Here is a 15,394-nt window from a genome sequence, read left to right on the forward strand (position 1 = left end):
CGTGGTGTTCCTGGTTTTCACCATCCGGCTGCTCCTGCTCAAACCCGCGATCGAACAGATCCGCACCCCCGGCAGATGGTGAGTCGTCGGCCGAAGGCGAACCTCCGGCCGAGGGCGAACCATCCGGGGAAGGTGAGCCCCCCGCGGAAGATCCCGGCACCAGCTCGGGGCAGGGGCTGTAGGAAGAGCCTTGGGCCGAATCCGCGCACCGCACACATCGGCCTGCGCGGATCGACCGGCTGTTCGTCGTGAGTGTGGAGATCGTCGGGTCGACGGATGCCGCCAGCGGCTCTCGGGTAGCGAGCGGGGAGGTCGCGGTCGGGGCGCAGGTGATGCTGCGTGCCTGGGAATCGCTCGACGGCGCCCGGCGTCGATCCGCGAGGGTCGGCCGTGTAGCGCCGAGCCGACCCGATGGCGCGGCAGCCGCGGCGGTTGTTCCGCCGGTCGTATCGGACGCGCGTTATCGATGACCGCCGCCGGCGGCGACGGCCACGCGGTGATCGCGAAGTCGGCAATCGCTCGCGAGCGGGCGGTGATTCACTGTGCGGGGCACGCCCAGCCGGGCCGGCGTCTGCGGGACTCCGATGCCCGGGCGAGCTACGATGGTGTCGCGCGCTGAACGGTTTGCCGGCTGGACGGTCAGCGGCGACGGCCCGCGCAGGGGGCGGCCTTGGCGGTTTTCGCCTGGTCGACCTCGTCGTCGGTGAGGGCGCGGACCGGGAGTTCCTGGCGGGCGACATTGTCGGCGCGGATGCCGTTGAGGGTGATCGCCATATAGCGGCGCCAGATCTCCGGGTTGATCGGTTTGGCGAATTCGGCCAGGCCGTCGACCATATGGATCATCGCGAACAGGTCCGACGGTTCGATATCGGGTTGCAGGACCCCGGCCTCGCGGGCGCGGTCGACGATCGCGGCGACGGCGGGTTTGATCCGGTCGCGCAGGCCGTGGAAACGTTCGGTGTCGAGGTCGAGTTCGAGGATGACCTCGCTGAAGCCGCGGTTGACGGCGAGATGGCGGCAGGCGTATTCGACGAACTGGACGAGGCCCTGCCAGGGATCGGGGTCGCGCAGGCTTTCCTCGGCGGTATCGGCGAATGCGCCGAGACTGTGTTCGAAGACCTCGGCGATGAGTTCCTTCTTGTTCGCGAAACGGCGGTAGACCGTGCCGACGCCCACGCCCGCCTGTTCGGCGACGTCGTCGAGGGTGATCTCCAGCCCGCGGTCGGCGAACAGTTCGCGGGCCGCCTCGACGATGCGTTGCTGATTGCGTGCGGCGTCGGCGCGCAGACGCCGGGGTGCGCGCAGGGTCGTGGCGTGTTTCACATCGGCATTCTATCAATGACGGGATTAAGTGGAGGCTATTCCTCCGTTATTGTGTTAGCGTTCATACAAGCGGAGATGATACCTCCGTTTCTCTTTCTTCCTCCCAATCCAACCTTCTTCCAAGGGGCGAGATGACTACCACGATCGATCGCGGTCCATCCGCGCAGGAAATACCGTCGGGAAGGCGCGGTTCGCATGCGCTGCGGTGGTGGGTTCTCGCCGTGCTCGGCGTCGCCCAGCTCATGGTCGTACTGGATGCGACGGTAGTGAACATCGCGCTACCGGAGGCCCAGCGTGACCTGGGGTTCGACGATGCGAGCAGGCAATGGGTCATCACCGGCTACGCACTGGCCTTCGGCAGTCTGCTGCTGCTCGGCGGCCGGCTCAGCGATCTGTTCGGCAGGCGGACCACCTTCATCGTCGGCCTGATCGGCTTCTCGGTGGCCTCCGCCATCGGCGGGGCCGCCGTCAACTTCGAAATGCTGGTCGCGGCACGAATCGGCCAGGGTGTGTTCGGGGCGGTGCTCGCGCCGGCCGCGCTGTCGCTGTTGACCGTCACCTTCACCGAACCGTCCGAACGGGCGAAGGCCTTCGGTATCTTCGGCGCGGTCGCCGGCACCGGCGGAGCGATCGGGCTGCTGCTCGGCGGTGCGCTCACCGAATGGGCCTCGTGGCGCTGGGTGATGTTCGTGAACCTGGCGTTCGCCGCTGTCGCGCTGGTCGGGGCGGTGCTGCTGCTGGCCAAACATGTCGCCACCACGCGACCGAAACTCGACCTCCCCGGTACGGTGGTCGTCACCGCGGCCCTCTTCGGCATCGTCTACGGGTTCTCCCACGCCGAGAGCGACGGGTGGACCGATCCGGTCACGCTGACCTTCCTCCTCGGCGGCGCGGCACTGCTCGGACTGTTCGTCTGGCTCGAGACGCGGGTGGCGCACCCCCTGCTGCCGTTGCGCATCGTGCTCGACCGCACCCGTGGCGGGGCCTACCTCGCGGTATTCGTCATGGGAATCGGGATGTTCGCGATCTTCCTGTTCCTCACCTACTACATGCAGCTGACGCTGGGCTACTCGCCGATCATGACCGGGGTGGCGTTCCTGCCGATGGTCGCCGCCATGGTCGTGTCCTCCACCACCACTCCGTCGCTGCTGCTGCCGAGGTTCGGCCCGAAAGTGATCGTCAGCACCGGATTCGCGATCGCCGCGCTCGGGATGGCCTGGCTGACCCGGATCGGTCTCGACACCGGGTACGCCTCGCATATCCTGCCCGGACTGATCCTGCTGGGCCTCGGCCTCGGTGGGGCGATGTCGACGGCGTTCCAGAGCGCCACCGCCGGAGTGAAGCACGACGACGCCGGAGTGGCGTCCGCGATGATCAACACCAGCCAGCAGGTGGGTGGTTCGATCGGGACCGCGCTGTTGAGCACCATCGCGGCCTCGGCCGCGAGCGACTATCTGGCCGGCCGGACGCCGAACCAGATCACCGTCGCGCAGTCGGCCATCGAAAGCTACACCACCAGTTTCACCTGGGCCGCAGGCGTTTTCGTCGTCGGTGCGGTAGTGCTGGCGCTCCTACTGCCGAATACGGTCCCGGCTCCGGCCGAAGGAGAACCGGTACTCGCGCACTGAGCCCCGCACAGCGAACCGCCCGCCCCCGCGATACGCGGAGGCGGGCGGTTCTCGTATCGGAGCCGGTCGGCGGCGAATCTTCGGTACATCCGAAGCCGGGGACTACCCGCCGGGAATGCTTCGCAGGGACCGGGTTCCGGGATATGGTGCCGGTCGATCTACTACGGGCTCATCCGGCCGGACGGGTGGCCCGCCGCGGACGCCGCCGGCTCCCCGCCGAGTCGAACTGCCCGGCGGCGGGCTTCCCGCCACCGGACCGGGCCGCACCCGTACCGCGGTCGGCACCGGATACCGGCTGTTTCCGCGCCGAGCCGGCGGACTGCCGGGCTTCGTGGCCCGATGCGGTGGTCCGGTTCCCGGCCCGCCCGGCGGCATTACCGCGCCGGCCGCTCGATCCCCGGGCACCGGCGTGTTCGGCGGCGCCCGAACGTTCGCCCTGCCTCGATCGTTTACCGGCGCCCTCCGGCCGGTTCCGTTCGCCGACCGTCTCGCGGCCGCTCGACCGCGTCGCGGCCGTGTGGTCACCGGCGCGGGCACCCGATCCGCCGCGTCGGCCGCGTTGTCCGCGCCGGCCACCGCTCGCGGTCCGCGGCGCCGCGGGTTCGGCGGTGGTCCGGTGCGGCTGAGTGGGTGCGGGCCCGGCGGATACGGAGTAGTCCGCGAGACCGGCGAGAACCGGTGAATCGGGGGTCACCGGCCGCGGGCTCACATCGATACCGGCCTTGCGCAGCAGCGCCGCGACATCCTTGCGCTGCTCGGGCAGTACCAGCGTGACCACGGTGCCGGCGGTGCCCGCGCGGGCGGTACGACCGGAACGGTGCAGATACGCCTTGTGTTCGGCGGGCGGATCGACATGGACGACCAGCTCGAGATCGTCGACGTGGATACCCCGGGCCGCGATATCGGTCGCGACCATCACGCGGGCGGTACCCGCGGCGAAGGCGGCGAGGTTGCGGTCGCGCGCCGGCTGGGAGAGGTTTCCGTGCAGGTCGACGGCCGCGATACCGGCGCGGGTCAATTCGCCGGCGAGCCGCCGGGCATGGTGTTTGGTACGCATGAACAGAATGCGCCGGCCGCCACCGGCCGCCAGGGCCCGGACCAGATCCTTCTTGGCCGCGGCACCGTCGACCTCGAAGACGTGATGTTCCATCTTCGGCGGCGGTGCGGCCGCATCGTCGACCGAATGCTCGACTGGGGAGTGCATGAACCGGTCGACCAGTTTCCCGACGCCGTTGTCCAGCGTGGCCGAGAACAGCAGGCGCTGACCGTCGCGCGGGGTCGCGTTGAGGATCCGGGTCACACCGGGGAGGAACCCGAGATCGGCCATATGGTCGGCTTCGTCGAGCACCGTGATCTGTACCGCGTCCAGTGACAGCGCGCGCTGCTTCATCAGATCTTCGAGCCGGCCCGGGCAGGCGACGACGATATCGACACCCTGTTTGAGAGCCTTGATCTGCCGGTTCACGGGTACGCCACCGAATACGGTGGTGACCCGCAGGCCGTAGACCTCGGCCAGCGGGGCGACGGTGGCGGCGATCTGGGTCGCGAGTTCACGGGTGGGTGCGAGGATCAGCCCGGTCGGCAGACCCGGCGCGCGCCTCGCGTCGGCGAGCAGCGCGACCACCGGAATACCGAACGCGAGGGTTTTCCCGCTCCCGGTCTTTCCGCGGCCGAGGACGTCCCGGCCGGCGAGGGTCTCGGGCAGGGACGCGCTCTGGATGGGGAAGGGCTGGGTGATACCGCCGTCCGCGAGCGTGCGGACGATATCCGCGGGTACGCCGAGTTCGGCGAAGGACTGCGCGGCAGCAGTGTTGGCAGGCATGAAGATATGGGCGCCTTTCGGCATCGGAGGTGATACCGCGACGTCCGTTCGGACCGTCTGTCCGCGCCTACTCGAGGTGGCGGCGTCGCGGGTCCCGACGCGAAAGGCTGTAATCCGCGACGGAGAGTACGTCTGTGCGCAGCTGGCCCAGGTACTACAGAGACACTACCGTACCGCGCGTTCCTGTCCGGTGCGGTGACCTGCGGCACGTTGTGACACATCTCCGTCCGGTCCGCCGGTGCGCGGGAGTCGGTGGCCGGCGGCGTTCAGGGGTGGGGCCGTAGTGCGCTGAGGAGTGTGTCCACCGTTCTGTCGGCGAGGTCGTCGGTCACCGGGAGATGTCCGAACAGCGCCCGGAAGTAGATCGGCGCGGCCACCGCGTCGAGGGCGAAATCGATATCGGCGGTCGCGTCGATCTCCCCGCGATCCATCGCCGAACGCAGGGCGCGCGCCGTGCTGTCCCGGCGCGGGCCGAATACGGTGGACCACAGCTGTTCACGCAACTCCGGATCGGCGGCGAGGTCGGCGACCAGCGCGGGAAGTACCCGGCCCAGCGAGGTATCGCGTAACGCGGCGACCAGCTCCCGCATGGAGCGCACCAGATCCGCGCGCAGATCGCCGGTATCGGGGGTCGGGGCGAGTCCGAGCAGATCGGCGACCACCTCGACCACCAGATGCCGTTTGGAGGGCCAGCGCCGATAGATCGCCGGTCGATGGATACCGGCGGCGGCGGCTACCTGTCCGATGGTCAGTCCCGCGTAACCCGCCGAGTCGAGCAGGGACCGCGCGGCGGCGAGTACCGCGGTGTCGATCCGTTCGTCGCGGGTGCGGCCCGCCATCAGAACACCGGCCGCGGGACGAGGACGACCTGCCAGCCGTCGGGATCGGGGAAGGCCAGGGCGCCGTGCGCGGCCCAGTACGGGTTCTCGGTGGGCTCCGGTTCGGCGCCGAACTCGCCGAGCCGGAGCACGGTCTCCGACATCCGCTCCGCGGATTCGAAGTACAGCACCAGCAGGTTCTCCTTGCTCGGCGCGTCGCCCGGGCTGCCGTCGGCACAGGTGGTGAATTCGAGGTGGTAGTCGGTACCGGGGAGGCCGAGCATCACCCCGTCGTAGCCGGCGTGGTTCTCGAACCGGTACAGCTCGCGCAGGCCCAGGCCTTCGACGTAGAACCGGGTCACCTCGTCGAGACGGTCGGTGGGGCGGGCGAATCGGATCTGGACCACGCCCAGGTTTCCGGGCCGATCGGTGTCTGCGCTCATACGATAACAGTACAGTACGTACCGTATCGAATTCCGCCTCGGCCGAGCCCGGGGAGCCGGCTCGCGGCCGCCGGGACTTTCTCCGGCCGGGCTCCCGATACCACCTGTCCGGTCCGGACCCATGAAAAGTCAAAGGGCGCCGTATTTTTGGATATCCCGCCGTCGAGCACGGAAAATTCGAATCGGGTGCGGGCGAGCCGGACAATCGGGTGCGGCGCTCCAATTCCATCGTCTCGCCCGGCGTGGTATATCTCTGCTGCGGCGCCCGGCCGGGCTCCGTCGAGATCCGTCGAAGAAGAGTGTGCGCGTGTCCAACCCAACCGAACCCACTCGCGGGCCGATCCCGCGCCCCAATTCGCTCGCGACCAACGCCGAGCCCGGTAAGAGCGCCCGGGGCACAGAGCGTGGGATAGTGCTCGTATCGGGAGCGGGTGTCGTGCTGGCGGTGGTCGGTTTGGTGGTCTCCCTGCTCGTCGGGGCGGGTTCCACGGATGCGGAATCCGATACCGCACAATCGATTACGACCAGTGAAAGCCCCGCCACGCCGGCCGCCGCGGTCCCGCCGCCGGCCGCCCCGCTGCCCAAGCAGTATCTGGCGGATATGTCGCCCACCAGCGGAACGGCATATACCGGAACGATGCCGGTCAACGGCGCCTCCTATCCGCATTCGATCTATCAGCAGTTCAGCGGATGCGATACCGAAGTGAGTCATACCTACAACCTGAGTCGTGAATGGTCGCGGTTCTCCTCGACAATCGGCATCGCCGACGGCGGCAATTCCCAATCGGTACTCCAGTTCGAGGTGATCGCCGACGGGAAGTCGATCTATTCCTCCGGCAACGTTCCGGTGGGACAGTCCCCGGCAGTGGATGTATCAGTCGCGGGGGTGCAGAACCTGACGATCAGTTTCCTGTTCGTCGGCGGGAATCTGGAGAGCTGCAGTCAGGCGGGCAACGGTGTGTGGGGAGAAGCGGGGCTCACGAAATAGACCCGCGCCGGGCGGTGCGCGCCGCGGATGCGCGGCGCCCGCTCGGCTCTCTGCCCCGCGACGGTTTGCCGCGACGCGCGGCGGCGGTTTTCGAATCGGCCCGCGCACGGCCGCAATCGGGTACCGGACCCAGTGCCGCCAGCAATTCCGCGCGGCGGGCGGAGGAGACGTAGCGGTAGTTGCTGCCCGAGATCGCGCAGTCCATCGCCCACAGCATGCGGGTGTCCGGGTCCGCCCCGGCCGCCAGCATCCGGCGGTAGGCCTCGGCCGCGCCCATCCGCCGCAGATCCTCGAACTCGCGCACATCGGCCTTCGCGAGCAGATCGGCGGCGTACCGGCCCACTCGCCACTGCCCGTCCCGCCATTCGCAAATCTTCAGATGTGCCCGGCCGCGGAAGGCATCCGCGACCTCCCAGATCTCCGAGCGCAGCGAGCCGGGATCAGCGGCGGGGCCGGCGCGGTGCAGAACGACCCCGCGGGCCCGCCGGGCCGTCCCGACCATCTGCCGGAACCGGCGGAAGGTCTGGACCTCGCCGCTCACCCACCCGCTGTGGTGGTCGAGGTAGTTGTAATCGGTGCCCGCCGAGCCCGTATCCATGGCCGCGGTACTCAGCGCCCAGTCCCGGCATTCTCCGGGGGACGACGGTGTCACCACGATCGCACCCCGTACCCGTTCGGTGCGGCCGCGCCCGCGCTCCCAGTGCGGTGAACCGGCCGCGTCGGCGGCGGTGGTCAGTCCATGGGTCCGCCAGCGCACCGTGCCGTCCGGTCCGTCGCGCAACGGCAACCGGCGCAGCAGGTCTCGGGTGGCCCGCGGAGTGAGCCGGGTACACCAGCCGGGGACCAGCAGGATCGGGTCGGCGGGGTCGGCCTCGAAGGGAGTTGGGATGAGGAACGGCCGGTCGATCACCAGTACCGTCCCGGGGCGCGCCTGATAGGCCAGTCCCCACAGCAGGGTGGCCAGCAGCCGGGAGCCGTGGTCGTCGGAGAGCAGATGCCAGGTGCCGTGGAAATAGTTGGTGCTGAAACGGGCGGTCGTACCGGGGCGCAGTGAGATCACGGTGTGGATACGGTGATCCAACCGCAGCGACCGGCGGTGCAGTTTCAGTCCGTCGCCCACGAAGCGCGCGGTGCGCGGATACTGCTGTCTGGCTCTGTTCATCGCCTTTCATGAAGCCGCATAACGGCATCCGGACTCAACCGATTTTCCGCCGACGGTCCGGTGGCACCGCCGGGTACGTCCCGGAATCGGATGGTGCGGGGACGGTCGCCGGGGTCCGCTATCGTTCCCGGGGAGAACCAGTGGGGGCGTATGCGACCGGATCGGTGCGAATCGGCCTCCGTATACGAGGAGTCGCAGGTGGGGAAAGTTCCGTTCGTTCGTCCGGCGATTCTGGCCGTCACGTTCCTCGCGACAGCGGCCGGCTGCTCCGCGGAGTCACCGGAGTCGCCGGAACGATCAGCGGGGCCCGCGACGGTGACCGTGCGGAACGAGTCGCCATGGTATTCGCCGCCCGTGGCATTCGAGCAGCTCGATCCGTGTTCGCTCGTGGCGGCGGCCGAGGTGGCCGCGCTGACCGGGCAGCAGACCACCGAGGCGGCTCGGAACCGGGGGCTGGAACCCGATATGTCGATCGCCGGGAAAGCCGATATGTGTGAGTGGGGTGCGGCCCCGGCCCCGCTGTCGGTGATGCTGTGGGCGAACGACGATTCCACCGGCAATGTAGAGCAGCAGTCGAATCCGGTGTCCGAATGGATGGCCGGGCAACTCGGGCATCCCGCGAATCTGACCTACGACCTGTTCCAGGGTCAGGACGGGGACGGTTCCGAGGTCGCTGTCGAGGACTGCACCGCGTTCGTGGGGTTCGGCGCCCACCGCAGCGTCCGGGTCGGACTGCAGGCCCGGCGCCCGCTGGATACCGCCGAGCCGACCGATACGGAGAACCTGTGTCAGCGGTACCGCGACACCATCCACATGATCTACTCCCGGGTGCCGTGGAAATGATCGCGATACCGGCGGTGCGAATCCACGATCCGGTCGGTGATCTCCCGGTTGTCACGGCGGCAGGATGGTCACCGCGGCTTGCCATCTGCTCCCGTCCGGCCGCAGATCGCTGAGATCGAAATCCAGCTCCCGTGCGACAAGGAGCTCCGCCTCTTCGGGGGTGGCGGAAAGGTCGCCGACGTAGAAGGCGGGCGTCCCGGGCGGTACATCGATGGCGACATCGACATTCCGGCCCTCGACATTCTTCAGGCCGTTCACTCCGTCGGGATACATCGAGGTGCTGACGAAATCGCGGAAAGTCCCCCGGTACCCGGGGGTGACGTCGGCGATATCGCGGTCGGGGACGAGTCGGCGGGCCTGGATGGTCTTGGTGACCCGGATCCATTCGGGAGTTGTTCGCATCCGCACGATCTCGTCCAGGCCTTCGGCCTGTCCCCGGGGCCCGGGGCCCAAGGGGAACCCCTCGCGGAGAAAATCGTTGATCAGAGTGCTGTCACCCCGGGTGTAGTTCCAGAGCAGCTCGCGCTGCGCGGGTGTGAGGCGTGCGGCTGTCGCGCCCCAGATCCTGGTGCCATACGCGTGTGCCTCGTCGGCGGTGGTGAAAAAACGCGGCGCAGCGGTACCGGACCCCGACGCGCTGACAATTCTCGGTGCATCCGTGCCATCGGGAACGAGGAGTCTGCTTTCCCGGTCGGCGCCGGGGATCGTTCGGGGAGCTTTGTGCAGTGGAACATCGGCGATTCCGTGGATGTGCGCGGCGTCGACGGCCCCGAATTTTTCCAGGTCGCTCGCCAGCTTTTCGGCCAGGCGGCGTAGCGCAGCCGCCATCTCGTTGTGCGCGCTGTGCACTCGGTACCTGTCCTGCCTCTGCCGCCCGGGGTGTCACGCAGAGCTCGGCCGGTGACGTCTGTGGCAAATTATGGCAGGCGGTCTCGCGGTCGTGCCAGTCGCGACGATATCCCGGCCACCATCCGTGGGAATGCTCGACACCCGAGGCCTGTGCGCAGGATTTCGACGATCTCGTGCGTACCGTGGCCGAACCCGTGTAAATCGCTGGGGATTTCGCGTAGTAATTTCATGCAAATACTTTCACGCGTGCGTCGGCTGCAGTGAGCCGGAGCTCGGGGCAATTCGACAGAGAGTTTTCCAGGGCCGATCCGCCCACGGGCTACTGGTTTCGGATGGACCTTCCGGAACTCGGTCGAACCTCTGTGACTTGCCGGTTCATTCGAGTTTCTCGCGAATCGACACGCCGACAGGCGAGTCCGTATCGAGGATGCGCTCTGTTAATCTTCCGCCCATGAAATCTCCCGCTAAAAGGCTTCTGCCGGGTGTTCTGGGGGCAGGATCTCTTATTCTCTCTATTATTTCCACCGCACCCGCGGCGAGCGCGGAGATGGTCTATATGGCGTCGCACGAGAGAACATTCGGATCGGCAGGGGGACCGGCGTTCGTCGTGGGGCATTCCGGTGAGACGGTGAACAAAGTCCCGCCGTTGAATGCTTCGGGAACCGTCCGTGAGGTTTTCGTCTCCGGTACCGCCTACAGCAGTGTCGGCGAGGGTGGTGGCGGTGAACTCCATGTGGGCTATCACGTCGGATGCGCGGTCGAGCTCACCGGAGCCTCCGGGGGAGCGGGAGTGACCTACGATTCCCCGGGCTATTCCATCGGGATCGCGCCCGGCGAGGTCGTCGATGTTGCGTTGGTGGACAAGGACATCGTGCCGGGAGTGCCCGGCAGGGTGGTCTACCACGATGTCCATCTCGTCATCAACGGATGTATCGGGCCGGCGGTGATCAGGCAGTACACCGAGATCCAGATGAAATCGGACGCGGTGGACGAGCGGGGCATCGTCTACGGGGATCCGCTCTGGATCTGATCGCGCGCTGCCTCGTACGCATGTCCTCCGTAATCGGCCGGAGCCTCCGAATTTCCGGGACCTGCCCGGCGAACCGGCCGAAGTGGGCGCCGCGGGCCCGGGGGTTCCCATAGACTGAGGGCCTCCTTATCGATGCAGTGGGATCTACGTGCAGTTTCGTCGGCGGAGGACCGGAATGCTGGGCCGGATCGTTTCCGAGATGCACCGGCGGGTCCGCAATGTCATCGCAGGTGCCGGAGACGTTTCCGAACGACCCTTGCGGAATACCGGTGAGCGGCTCGGCCGGATCGCCGACGACAAAGCGGATATCGATCAGCGGATCGGGCAGGATTTTCCTGGGCCCGAGGGGGCCGGTCCGGGATCCGGCGGCGCGGAATCGGCCGGCGATCTCGACGCCCCACTGGTCGTAGCGGATACGCTGCACCGGATCCATCTGTCCGGTGCGCAGGCGATGTGGGCGAACTTCCTGCCGAGATTCTGGCCCTATCGCAGTTTCGAGCGCTGGGCCCTGGCGAAAACCGAGGGCCCACTGCCTCGGCTGGGACCGCGATCCGCGATGAACTGCCGGGAGATGATCATGTGGGCGGCGGCCGAGTCGAAAGTACTCACCCATGCGCAGATCCGCGCGCACTATCGGTCGATCTCGGGACGTAGGGCGCAGCGTGCCCGGCAGCGAGGTTTCCTGCCGCACGATTTTCCGCAGCAGATGCAGCAGGCGACTCTGCCGCACGGAACCCGGGATCTCGTCATGGCCGAACCCGATGGGGCACGCCCGGAGCGGGGTGACCTGATCATGTGGGACGGATGGGGGGAGGGGAACGCGCATACCGCCATGGCGACCGGGCGGCTGATCGGACCGGACCGGGACCCGGAGGTGTACTCGTTCTGGCCGCCGCCGAAAGGCCGGGATATTCCCGGAGCCGTGACCGATGCCGTCCAGATCACGACGGTCGGCGCATTGACACCGTTCGTATCCGGTCCCGATTCGCCCGCCCTGCCGATCCGGTACGGCCGGGGCCCGTGGTGACCCTCGACCCACGGCCCGGCCGCCGCCGGTGTCGGGACAATTCCGTCAGCGCGGAGTGAAGGTCAGGCAGCGGGCGGAATGGACGGCGTCGCCGGGGCCCACCCGTATCTCGCCGGCCGTACATTCGAGGTCGGTGTTGTGGGTGCAATCGGCGCGCTGGCAGGCGCCGACCATACTCGTGACGGTGTCCAGGCCGCCCCGGACCGCCAGCGGGATGAAGGTCGCGCAGTCGGCACCGTCGTACTGGCCGGTGACACTGATGGCGTAGGCGTGGCATCCGTCGTGGTTGTAGGAACAGCTGTTCACTGTGCATTCGCTGACGTGCGGCATTTCCATGGTGGTCATATGCTTCGTCCTCCGGAGGGGTCGGGAGTCTTGCTCATGCGGCTACCGCGGTCGGACTTTTCATGGACTGAACACTCGAGTATGCGGTGCTGACCGGTGTCGGCGCAGCTCGATGTGGGCAGGCGGGGAAAAGTAGCGAAAAATTAGCCTACAGGTCACGATCGGATGGCTGCGCTATTTTGTGAACGTCATTTACTAAAACCTGTTCACAAAAGCTCTGTGGTGTGGTTCACTCTCGGTGATGCGATACCTCCGCCTTCCCCGCGGGCCGCGGGGATCAGCTTCGGCAGGAGGGCCGCGCGGCGATCTCCCCACGGTCGCCACCGCCGCCGCGGATCAGATGTACCGGCTTTGTAAGGAGCACCGATGACCACGTCTCTCTCGCACGAGTTCGACTTCACCGATCCCGATCTGCTGGCGACCCGGCTGCCCATCGAGGAATGGGCCGAACTGCGCCGCACGGCTCCGGTGTGGTGGGTCGACCAGCCGGACGGGGTGAGCGGGTTCGACGACGGCGGCTACTGGGTGGTCAGCAAGCTCGAACACATCAAGGAGATCTCGAAGAATTCCGAGGTCTTCTCCACCAACGCCAATACCGCGGTGATCCGCTTCAACGGTGAGATCACTCGCGACGAGATCGATATCCAGCGCGCCATGCTGGTCAACACCGACCCGCCGGAGCACGACAAACTGCGCCGCATCATCTCCCGCGGCTTCACCCCGCGTGCGGTGCAGAGCCTGCGTGAGGCGCTGCACGAACGGGCCGAGCGGATCGTGCACGAGGCCAAGAAGACCGGCGGTGGCGATTTCGTCGAACAGGTGGCGTGCGAACTGCCGCTGCAGGCGATCGCCGAACTGCTCGGTGTGCCGCAGGAGGACCGCGGCAAACTCTTCGAGTGGTCGAACCAGATGATGGGCTACGACGACCCGCAGTACGCCGACAGCTACAAGATGGCCAACGCGCAGGTCATGGGTTACGCCTGGAATCTGGCCGAAGAACGCCGCGGCTGCCCCGCCGACGACATCATCAGCCAGCTGCTCAGCGCCGATATCGACGGTGAGGCGCTGAGTTCGGAAGAATTCGCCTGGTTCGTCATCCTGCTCGCGGTGGCCGGGAACGAGACCACCCGCAACGCCACCACCCACGGCATGAAGGCCTTCGTCGACAACCCGGAACAGTGGGAGCTCTACCGGGCGGAACGCCCGCGCACCGCCCCCGACGAGATCGTGCGCTGGGCCACTCCGGTCATCGCCTTCCAGCGCACCACGCTGCAGGACACCGAAATCGGCGGACAGGCCATCGGCAAGGGGCAGCGCGTCGGCCTGTTCTACGCCTCCGCCAACTTCGACGAGGACCACTTCACCGAGCCGTTCGAGTTCGACGTCACCCGCAATCCGAATCCGCACGTCGGTTTCGGCGGCACCGGTACCCACTACTGTGTCGGCGCGAACCTCGCCCGCCTGCAACTCGACCTCATCTTCAACGCGATCGCCGATGTGATGCCGAACCTGCGTCAGATCTCCGAACCCGTTCGGCTACGGTCGGGTTGGCTCAACGGAATCAAGAACTGGCAGGTCGCCTACGAATGACACCACCCGCGCGGCGGGGCCGGATGCCCGCGGTCAGCGATGCGGACATCCGGCGCGTGGCCGCGGAACTCCTGGTCGCCCAAGGCGCCGAGGCGCTGACCCTGCGCGCCATCGCGCGTGCGCTCGGCATCACCGCCCCAGCTCTCTACCGCTACTACGCGTCCCGGGAAGAGCTACTGGCCGCCCTGCGCCGTGATATCTGCAGACGGCTGGCCGACGATCTCGCCGCGCAGGTGGCCGAACTCCCCGACGACGGGGTGGTCCGGCTCTTCGCCATCTGCCGGGCGTTCCGGCGCTGGGCACTGGACCACCGGAACGAGTTCACGCTGGTCTTCGCGTCGCCCGCGGCGGGCGGGCCGGATACGGTGCGGCGGTTCGACGAATCGTTCGGGCTGGTCTTCCTGGAAGCCGCCGGTAAGCTGCTGGCGGCCTACGATCTGGCGACCCCGCCGGTCGAATCCATTCCGGAAGCGCTGCGCACGGACCTGCTGGCGTTCCAGCGGGAACTGATGGCGCTGCTGGCGGGGTCGGATCAGAAGTTTCCGGCCGAGAAGTTCGATCTCGGGGTGGCGTATCTGATGATGACGGTATGGGTCCGGCTCTACGGCCATGTGACGCTGGAAGTGTTCGGGAACTACCCGATGCCGGTGAGCGATCCGGACGTGCTCTTCGACGCGGTACTCACCGACCTCGCCGCCGGGATGGGTCTCACCACGGGCGGAGCCGGGTAGGTCCCGTTCGTCCGGCGGTCAGGCCATTTCCGGGACCCGCAGGTGGGCGAGTGCCAATTCGAACTCCCGCACATCGAGCGCTTCGACACCGGTGCGCCGGGCGGCATCGACCCGTAGTGACGCGGACTGTTCCCGCCCGGCCCGCATCGTCTCGGCGCTGTCGTAGCTGGTGCAGGATACGGCGCGGCCGGACCTCCGGTTGATCATCAGACTCGCGCTGCAGAATCCCGGCAGGTCCTCCATGGCGGGCAGGGTGCCGGCCTTGTAGATCTCGACGGCCGTATCGAGACGGCTCGGATCGGTCTTGACCCAGGTCGCGCGGACGCAGGCACCCTCGCGCGCGTGGTGGGCCCGATGCAGGCCCGCGATCTCCCATTCCTCGATCTGGGCGCCACCGCCGAACTCGGCGAGCGCGCGCTCACGTATCGGGCCGACCCGTTCCGCGCTGTCGTGCATCGTTTCCGCGGACTCCCACGCGCTGGTGGCGATACAGTGTCCGGTATCCCGGTCGACCAGCAGCGATATCCCGATACATCCCGGAATCTCGTGTAGCGCGGGCAGAACGACATCTCGTATATGCGCAATCCCGGTATCTATCGCCGCGGGTTGCGCCTGGATAGTGGTAGATCGCGCGAACACGATCCGCCTCCTCTCTGCTCGAGGCGGCGCCCCGGCGGCGCCACCGGTGTCTTTCACCCTGCTCTCCCGAGGTCGCGGTGGCAAGAGGATCGGAGTCCCGCCACTGGGCCTGGCCTCCGGCCGATCGGTGACGAGATGGTTTCCGTACCTGCTGGA

The 15,394-nt window shown here is 67.5% G+C and carries 15 protein-coding genes; 7 read left to right on the forward strand and 8 right to left on the reverse strand.

Features of this window, described 5'->3' with window-relative positions; genetic code table 11:
* Positions 1-639: 639 nt before the first annotated feature.
* Positions 640-1,323 carry a TetR/AcrR family transcriptional regulator gene (locus ACWEWT_RS31065; RefSeq protein ID WP_452564332.1) on the reverse strand — a complete coding sequence of 228 codons (684 nt, stop codon included), beginning with the start codon at positions 1,321-1,323 and terminating at the stop codon, positions 640-642.
* A gap of 131 nt (positions 1,324-1,454) precedes the next feature.
* On the opposite strand from ACWEWT_RS31065, the gene ACWEWT_RS31070 reads away from it, so the two are divergent.
* Complete coding sequence (locus ACWEWT_RS31070) at positions 1,455-2,951, forward strand: MFS transporter (protein WP_452564334.1); 1,497 nt, start codon at positions 1,455-1,457, stop codon at positions 2,949-2,951.
* 169 nt (positions 2,952-3,120) lie between these two features.
* Here ACWEWT_RS31070 and ACWEWT_RS31075 read toward each other — a convergent pair whose 3' ends face one another.
* From ACWEWT_RS31075 to ACWEWT_RS31085, 3 genes are all read right to left on the reverse strand, one after another.
* Entirely contained in the window at positions 3,121-4,773 is a 1,653-nt protein-coding gene (locus tag ACWEWT_RS31075; protein ID WP_452564335.1) for a DEAD/DEAH box helicase, read from the reverse strand.
* A 266-nt stretch (positions 4,774-5,039) separates the two neighbouring features.
* Positions 5,040-5,612, reverse strand: coding sequence for a TetR/AcrR family transcriptional regulator (locus tag ACWEWT_RS31080; protein ID WP_452564337.1), 573 nt, complete (start codon positions 5,610-5,612; stop codon positions 5,040-5,042).
* Positions 5,612-6,034: a VOC family protein gene (locus tag ACWEWT_RS31085; protein ID WP_452564338.1), complete on the reverse strand. Its 423-nt coding sequence runs from the start codon at positions 6,032-6,034 to the stop codon at positions 5,612-5,614. Before ACWEWT_RS31085 ends, ACWEWT_RS31080 begins: the two co-directional genes overlap by 1 nt.
* Positions 6,035-6,341: 307 nt before the next feature.
* Here ACWEWT_RS31085 and ACWEWT_RS31090 point away from each other — a divergent pair, with 307 nt between their 5' ends.
* Positions 6,342-7,022: an NPCBM/NEW2 domain-containing protein gene (locus ACWEWT_RS31090; protein WP_452564339.1), complete on the forward strand. Its 681-nt coding sequence runs from the start codon at positions 6,342-6,344 to the stop codon at positions 7,020-7,022.
* On the opposite strand, the gene ACWEWT_RS31095 is transcribed toward ACWEWT_RS31090, so the two are convergent.
* Positions 7,012-8,184: a TfoX/Sxy family DNA transformation protein gene (locus ACWEWT_RS31095; RefSeq protein WP_452564341.1), complete on the reverse strand. Its 1,173-nt coding sequence runs from the start codon at positions 8,182-8,184 to the stop codon at positions 7,012-7,014. The genes ACWEWT_RS31090 and ACWEWT_RS31095 overlap by 11 nt on opposite strands.
* Positions 8,185-8,334: 150 nt before the next feature.
* Between ACWEWT_RS31095 and ACWEWT_RS31100 the strand changes: the two genes are divergently transcribed.
* Entirely contained in the window at positions 8,335-9,027 is a 693-nt protein-coding gene (locus ACWEWT_RS31100) for a DUF3558 family protein (protein ID WP_452564342.1), read from the forward strand.
* Between the two features lie 51 nt (positions 9,028-9,078).
* Here ACWEWT_RS31100 and ACWEWT_RS31105 read toward each other — a convergent pair whose 3' ends face one another.
* Entirely contained in the window at positions 9,079-9,876 is a 798-nt protein-coding gene (locus ACWEWT_RS31105) for an ADP-ribosyltransferase (protein WP_452564343.1), read from the reverse strand.
* 556 nt (positions 9,877-10,432) lie between these two features.
* Between ACWEWT_RS31105 and ACWEWT_RS31110 the strand changes: the two genes are divergently transcribed.
* Both ACWEWT_RS31110 and ACWEWT_RS31115 read left to right on the forward strand, forming a co-directional pair.
* Entirely contained in the window at positions 10,433-10,906 is a 474-nt protein-coding gene (locus tag ACWEWT_RS31110; RefSeq protein WP_452564344.1) for an MspA family porin, read from the forward strand.
* A 175-nt stretch (positions 10,907-11,081) separates the two neighbouring features.
* Positions 11,082-11,933, forward strand: coding sequence for a hypothetical protein (locus ACWEWT_RS31115; RefSeq protein WP_452564345.1), 852 nt, complete (start codon positions 11,082-11,084; stop codon positions 11,931-11,933).
* 45 nt (positions 11,934-11,978) lie between these two features.
* Here the strand turns inward: ACWEWT_RS31115 and ACWEWT_RS31120 are convergent, their stop codons facing one another.
* Positions 11,979-12,278 carry a DUF1540 domain-containing protein gene (locus ACWEWT_RS31120; protein ID WP_452564346.1) on the reverse strand — a complete coding sequence of 100 codons (300 nt, stop codon included), beginning with the start codon at positions 12,276-12,278 and terminating at the stop codon, positions 11,979-11,981.
* A gap of 366 nt (positions 12,279-12,644) precedes the next feature.
* Here ACWEWT_RS31120 and ACWEWT_RS31125 point away from each other — a divergent pair, with 366 nt between their 5' ends.
* Both ACWEWT_RS31125 and ACWEWT_RS31130 read left to right on the forward strand, forming a co-directional pair.
* On the forward strand, positions 12,645-13,868 hold the full coding sequence (locus ACWEWT_RS31125) for a cytochrome P450 (protein WP_452564347.1): 1,224 nt from the start codon (positions 12,645-12,647) through the stop codon (positions 13,866-13,868).
* Positions 13,865-14,599: a TetR/AcrR family transcriptional regulator gene (locus ACWEWT_RS31130; RefSeq protein ID WP_452564348.1), complete on the forward strand. Its 735-nt coding sequence runs from the start codon at positions 13,865-13,867 to the stop codon at positions 14,597-14,599. Before ACWEWT_RS31125 ends, ACWEWT_RS31130 begins: the two co-directional genes overlap by 4 nt.
* A gap of 18 nt (positions 14,600-14,617) precedes the next feature.
* Here the strand turns inward: ACWEWT_RS31130 and ACWEWT_RS31135 are convergent, their stop codons facing one another.
* Complete coding sequence (locus tag ACWEWT_RS31135) at positions 14,618-15,238, reverse strand: antibiotic biosynthesis monooxygenase (protein WP_452564349.1); 621 nt, start codon at positions 15,236-15,238, stop codon at positions 14,618-14,620.
* Between the last annotated feature and the right edge of the window lie 156 nt (positions 15,239-15,394).

It is taken from the genome of Nocardia sp. NPDC003963 (assembly GCF_053605105.1).